The sequence below is a fragment of the Lysinibacillus sp. RC79 genome (assembly GCF_041262405.1).
Taxonomy (GTDB): Bacteria; Bacillota; Bacilli; order Bacillales_A; family Planococcaceae; genus Lysinibacillus.
Window position 1 is genome coordinate 239,104 of record NZ_JBGCCD010000005.1, and the last position, 6,219, is coordinate 245,322.

Annotated in this window: 7 protein-coding genes; 5 read left to right on the top strand and 2 right to left on the bottom strand. The window is 36.0% G+C overall.

What is annotated here, in order from left to right; translation table 11 throughout:
- Positions 1–55 precede the first annotated feature (55 nt).
- The 4 genes from ABH968_RS07610 to ABH968_RS07625 all read left to right on the top strand — a co-directional run bounded on the left by ABH968_RS07610 (position 56) and on the right by ABH968_RS07625 (position 3,093).
- Positions 56–922: a transporter substrate-binding domain-containing protein gene (locus tag ABH968_RS07610; RefSeq protein WP_370043406.1), complete on the top strand. Its 867-nt coding sequence runs from the start codon at positions 56–58 to the stop codon at positions 920–922.
- A gap of 179 nt (positions 923–1,101) precedes the next feature.
- Entirely contained in the window at positions 1,102–1,827 is a 726-nt protein-coding gene (locus ABH968_RS07615) for an amino acid ABC transporter permease (RefSeq protein ID WP_370043407.1), read from the top strand.
- Between the two features lie 12 nt (positions 1,828–1,839).
- Positions 1,840–2,571: an amino acid ABC transporter ATP-binding protein gene (locus tag ABH968_RS07620; RefSeq protein WP_370043408.1), complete on the top strand. Its 732-nt coding sequence runs from the start codon at positions 1,840–1,842 to the stop codon at positions 2,569–2,571.
- A gap of 318 nt (positions 2,572–2,889) precedes the next feature.
- Positions 2,890–3,093 (top strand): DUF6501 family protein, encoded by a 204-nt coding sequence (locus ABH968_RS07625; RefSeq protein WP_370043409.1) that lies wholly within the window; start codon positions 2,890–2,892, stop codon positions 3,091–3,093.
- Between the two features lie 58 nt (positions 3,094–3,151).
- On the opposite strand, the gene ABH968_RS07630 is transcribed toward ABH968_RS07625, so the two are convergent.
- The gene (locus ABH968_RS07630; protein ID WP_370043410.1) at positions 3,152–4,216 is read right to left on the bottom strand and encodes a toxic anion resistance protein; all 1,065 of its coding nucleotides are present in this window, start codon (positions 4,214–4,216) and stop codon (positions 3,152–3,154) included.
- A complete protein-coding gene (locus ABH968_RS07635; protein ID WP_370043411.1) occupies positions 4,213–4,863 on the bottom strand; it encodes a 5-bromo-4-chloroindolyl phosphate hydrolysis family protein in 651 nt (216 codons plus the stop codon). The genes ABH968_RS07630 and ABH968_RS07635 overlap by 4 nt, the downstream gene beginning before the upstream one ends.
- Before the next feature lie 812 nt (positions 4,864–5,675).
- On the opposite strand from ABH968_RS07635, the gene ABH968_RS07640 reads away from it, so the two are divergent.
- The gene (locus tag ABH968_RS07640; RefSeq protein ID WP_370043412.1) at positions 5,676–6,032 is read left to right on the top strand and encodes a VOC family protein; all 357 of its coding nucleotides are present in this window, start codon (positions 5,676–5,678) and stop codon (positions 6,030–6,032) included.
- The last annotated feature ends 187 nt before the right edge of the window (positions 6,033–6,219 follow it).

Below are 6,219 nucleotides of genomic sequence, written 5' to 3' on the forward strand. Positions count from 1 at the left end.
TTAGGTCTTTTTTGGTACAGTTGTCTTATTTTTTTACAGAAAAGGGGAGTTTTCCATGAAAAGAAAATGTTTGGTATTAATGTTGACCGTCATGACTGCAATTTTGTTAGCAGCTTGTGGTACTGGTGGTAAAAAGGATGCGACGTCGTCTAGTGATGGGGGAGTAAATACTGATAAGGGTGAAAGCGGAGGCCAATTCCGTATCGGGATGGAAGCAGGCTATGCTCCGTTTAACTGGACACAGCAAAATGATGCAAATGGCGCAGTAAAAATTGCCGATAATGCAGAATATGCAGGCGGATATGATGTGCAAATGGCGAAAAAAATTGCTGAAGGCTTAGGAAAAGAATTAGTTATCGTAAAATTGGAATGGGATGGTTTAGTACCATCACTACAATCAAACAAAATCGATGCAATCATTGCAGGGATGTCACCTACTAAAGAGCGTAAGCAAACAATTGATTTCACCGAAAATTACTATACGTCTGATTTTGTGATGGTTATCAAAAAAGGCAGTAAATATGAAAAAGCAAAATCCATCCAAGATTTCTCTGGTGCAAAAATTACATCACAATTAAATACGTCTAACTACAATGTTATTGATCAAATCAAAGATGTAAAAAAGCAAACAGCAATGGATAACTTCCCAGCAATGCGTGTAGCATTAGAAGCTGGAAAAATTGACGGCTATGTAGCAGAGCGTCCAGAAGGTATTTCCGCCGCTGCTGCAAATGATAAGTTTACGTATGTAAAGTTTGAAAAAGGTTTCGATACCGATATTTCAAATACATCTATTGCAGTTGGTTTACGTAAAGGTGATGCCGATCTTGAAAAAATCAATGAAATCTTAAAAGGTATTTCTGAAGATGATCGCCAAAAAATTATGGAAGAAGCAATTCACCAGCAACCAGCAGCACAATAACATGAATGCACGGGCTATCTGCTAGCCCGTGCAATCCCAATACAATTTATACAATAAGAATCTCTCTAAAAAATAATAATGTCTTTGCTAAAAGTTTCATAAGATAAAAGAAACAAAAGGCCCAGCTAAGACACAATACTGTAACGAACAAGCAACACAACGTTGTTAGGAGGAACATCATGAGTTTTGAATGGATTATTTCTATTGTTGAGAACAACTGGCAAATGTTTTTACGAGGTGCGTATTATACATTACTTATTTCGATTATTAGTACAATTATTGGTGCACTTATCGGATTTTTTATCGGAATTATGCATACCATCAAGGTTCGTAAAAAGGGTTTAAAATTCTATAGCTTAAAGCTCATTAATTTTATACTAACATGCTATGTCGAATTCTTCCGTGGTACACCAATGATTGTACAAGCAATGGTTGTATTTTACGGATTAGATATTGCATTTGGTATTGATATGAACTTTATTACGGCAGGTATTTTAGTTGTTGCACTAAACACAGGTGCTTATATGACTGAAATTGTGCGTGGCGGTATTGTTTCCGTTGATAAGGGGCAGTACGAGGCCGCATCGGCCATTGGTATGAATCATTTTCAAATCATGCTACATGTTGTATTACCACAAGTTGCGCGAAATATATTGCCTGCAACAGGTAATCAATTAATTATGAATATTAAAGATACAGCAGTTTTAAACGTTATCGGGGTTACGGAATTATACTTCCAAACAAAGTCGATTGCAGGTAATAACTTCCGCTATTTTGAATCCTTCTTTGTAGCTTGTGTCCTTTATTTCATCATGACATTCACAGCATCAAGAATTTTACTGTATGTAGAAAAACGACTGGATGGACCAGATGCCTACCAAAAAGAACAGAAAGAAGCAGTATAGGGGGACGAACAGATGACAGTTATTAAAATAGAGCATTTAAGTAAATCATTTGGGCGTAACCAAGTGTTAAAGGATGTAAATTTCCAAGTAGAAAAGGGCGAGGTTGTCTGCTTAATCGGCTCTTCCGGATCTGGTAAATCAACACTACTACGCTGCATTAATTTACTAGAAACACCAAGTGGCGGTCAAATTATTTACAAAGGTGACAACATTTTAGACGATAAGCATAATATCCAAGAATATCGTACACATTTAGGTATGGTATTCCAGCAATTTAACTTATTTAACAATCATAATGTGCTAAAAAACTGTACAGTTGGTCAAATGAAAGTATTAAAGCGTTCGAAGGCAGAAGCCGACGAAGTTGCTCTAAAATATTTGCAAATTGTTGGTATGGATCAATACGTCAATGCGAAGCCAAGGCAGCTATCTGGCGGTCAAAAACAGCGGGTAGCGATTGCACGAGCATTGTCAATGAACCCAGAAGTAATGCTGTTTGATGAACCGACGTCAGCACTTGACCCAGAAATGGTTGGTGAAGTATTGAAGGTAATGCGTCAGCTAGCGAATGCCGGGAATACGATGTTAATTGTTACACATGAAATGGAATTTGCTAAAGAAGTAGCAGACCGCGTTGTATTTATGGATAAAGGTGTTATTGTAGAGGAAGGACCACCATCACAGGTTTTAGTAAAACCTCAGCATGAACGGACAAAAGAGTTTTTAAAACGAACATTAAAATAATAAGTTTACGCATTCGGTTTCAATAACTAAAAAAGTGAGTCCATATTAATGGGCTCACTTATTTTCTAGAATTCCATTCTGCGTATAAAACAAAGCAAATTGCAAATGCAACGGCCAGAATAAAAAACCATTGCGGTACGCCACCAAAGCTCATATTAACACCTCGAAGTAAAAATTTTTATGATTGATATGGTAAAAAAACGATAGATATGGAGAAAATATGGTCTTCTATGGTTTTTTTCTCCACAAAAGTTCAAAAATATTATAAAATAAGCAATAGACATTAGCTTCGCGCTAGTAAAGAGAGGTAGAGAGATTATGTTACATTTAAAATGGAAAGATGCTCAAACAGTACGCACAGTTACTTGTAAGCATACAAATGCATCAAAATATTTAGTTTCAAACGTATTAACAGTAGGGAAACAATATGATGTGAAAAATGAAACAGAAGAATTCATTTTTATTATCGATAACACTGGTAATATCGGTGGCTACTATAAAGATTATTTTGAATTAGAATAAAAATCAAAGGGTGGTTCAGATGATTTCTGAGCCACCCTAGTTAGTTGGATAAACGGAATCATTCCCTCTTAAAGCTCTTTAATTCAGCTACATCCTGTAATTGCTGTTTTTCCTGTTCTGTAGCTGTATGAAGGGCAAAGACGTCTTTGATAGCTGTCTTCAGCTCATGCTGTGTTTCTTTGAATTTCGATACTTGCTGTTCAAAGGAAGGGCTCGTAAATCGATCATTTGTACGAGATAATCTTTCTTCTAGCTGTGCGTAGTGATGATCCATATGCATGGATAACATCATGGCCAATTGATTTTTCCAAAGTGGAATAAGAGTAACGATTGAAAATTCGATTTTTTCAGCTAGCGTTTGATTGGACTGCTGAATCATGCGTATTTGTGGCGCAGTTTGTAAGGCAACCTGCTGAGAAACTTGTAAGTCATAAATACGTTGATCTAGACGTTCGATTTGAGCGGCAAAATCATTCAGCTGTTGGATAGCTAGAGGCTGTTTCGTCGCCTGTACACTAGTCACTTCTTTAGGAAGGTCAACTTCGATGGCTTGCTGCTTCTTCATTTGTCCTGCTGCAATAGCAGTCGCTAACTCTTCAAAGAATCCTCTATTATGTGCATAAAGTTCTTCTAGCATTTCCACATCTTTTATCATTTGAAGCTGTGCACGTTCAAGCTGAACACCAATTCGTTCTACTTGGATACTAATACGTTCAAACTCCGTTAATGTTTGCTTAACAGTAGGCTCAATTTTGCCAAACATTTTTTGAAAAAAGGACTGCTTTTTTGGTTCTAATGCGTTTGGATCCACACGGTCTAACGTTTGCATTAAAGAGTCTAACATTTGACCAATCTTTGTGACGTCTTTCTGTTTTACTTGTGCAAGCATTCGATCAGCAAATTGAGAAAGCGCTCGCTGTGAACCTTGCCCTAAAGACAGGACTGATTCGAAGTTTGTCAGGTCTAGTTGACTAGCGAATAGAAGTGCTCGACTTTGTGCAAGAGGTGATAGCGTTTCATATGTCGCCATCGCCTCATTATTTGTTGTTTCTAAATAAGATTGCACAAGAGGGGAAATACCTTGTATTGTATTTAGTTGAAATGCGTGATCATTTGCTGTCACTTATCATCGCCTCGCCATTCCAATTGTTCTTTTCGTCTTATATTGGAACGATTCGCAAATTCGATTTCCATTTGAAGATGGTCGATATCGTTGGAAAGCGCATCCTTTAAATCAATTTGAATCGTATCATTTAAATCTGTAAGTGTTTCTCTTGTTTTTGATAATGTAATCTGGATTTCCTTATCCTTCACAGGCTGCCTTGATAACATCGTATATTTATCCGTTAATTCGACAGCGGAAGGAAGGTGTGCATAAAAAAATTGTTCTACATTATAAAATTTTCGTGGATCTGTTTTAACTATTTTTACGATATTTTTTGAAATACGTGTCATTTCGAGTAATTGCTTAAATGCAGAAACAGAACGTACACGTAAATAGTTTTGACTTAAAGTTTGAATGTTTTTATTGGCTGCTGTAAGTTGTGTTTCAATATGTTTGTATTCTTCTTTTGTTATACCTGCTATGTGCATGAATTTCTTTTTCTGTCTATGTTTCAACAACGCCGTACTCGACGCGTATGTTCCAGCAAACAATAAACCACCAAGGAAGTATCCTGGACTTGCCGCAATTGCTGCGATAGAAACAGTTGTGAGAGAAATTAAGAAGCTGGCGGTATGTCTAGAGAAAAACTGTCCGACACTAAGCATGTTTCTTCCTCCTAGCATTTAGATATGTCTATATTCTTATACGAAATAATCGACATAAAGTTTCAATGAATTAATAATCCTTACATAAATTTTACTGCTAATTGTAAAGTTTCTCAATGATATTACTTAAGAACAAGAAAATCCTTTGCTTTATTGGGGAGAAAAGGGGGACAGACGAAAAAGAAGTAAAACTAATTGTCTGACATTGCTGCTTCTCTGCAAAGACGGATAGGCCCGCCGAAGTGACGGATAGAATCGTCAGAGCGACGGATAGAGTCCCCAACGACGGAAAGAATCTCTATATTCGGATAGGTGTTAAAAGGCCTATCAAGGATTAATCATTTTCATTATATTGTATTCAAATTTAATGTAATTCGCGAATTTTTGGATCGCTTCACACGTTGTTAGTCAAATTTTATCTATTAGTATTGTTTTTTTCACTGTTGTTAATTCCTCACTATCATCGTTATATTTGTTTTTATAAAAACTAATAAGCGTATTCGAGATTTTAATCTCAAATACGCTTATATTTCGAGTCTTGCATCACGTCCATTTTAAGTCATTCATTAGACCGAAAATGCTTTATTTGTTCTGTCGAGTTGTTGGACATTAACAATGAGGTACAGTTTTTATATAGATAAATTACTCCTGGTGTGGTGATTTAATTGTCAGTGTTTTAAGCCTCCTTCTTAATATTTACTTAGTAACCCCCTCCTACACGATTATGCCTTGAAAGTTGAAAAATATTACCATATATTCTATTATTTTTATATGCCAAGAAGGTAATTACCGGAATAATAGGGGGATGAATTATGAGTCAAGTTTGTGTTATCAGCATCTATGTACCTAGCATTGAAAAAGCAATTGATTTTTACACGACTGTTTTAGGTTTTGAGGTAAACAAACAATACGGACCCAAAATCGTGACACTTGTTCACGGAGATTTACCTTTAGTTTTAGAAGAATCGAAAAACGCTAAAACTATTCCTAAAGATTCTTTTGGTGTGGTTTTAGCTTTAAAAACAGAGGACATTTATCAAACAGTCAATATGTTAAAAGAACATAATGTTGAGTTTATTGCAGATGAGCCGATGGATTGTCCTCCAGGAAAAGTAATTAGCTTCAGAGATCCTTTTGGAAATGTCTTAGAGTATTTACAATTTATTTAGGTAGATATTTAGACCATAATGTTTCAGAAAGTCACATCTAACAAGGAGGGCACTGAAAAACTTACGTTTTCATAAAAGCGAACCCTTTTCAGTAAAAATAAGGCACTTCTTGTTCAATTTTGAACAGGAAGTGCCTTATTTCTGTCTCTATTCCTTATTCATTTTCGTTTAGTAGCTTTAATATCCG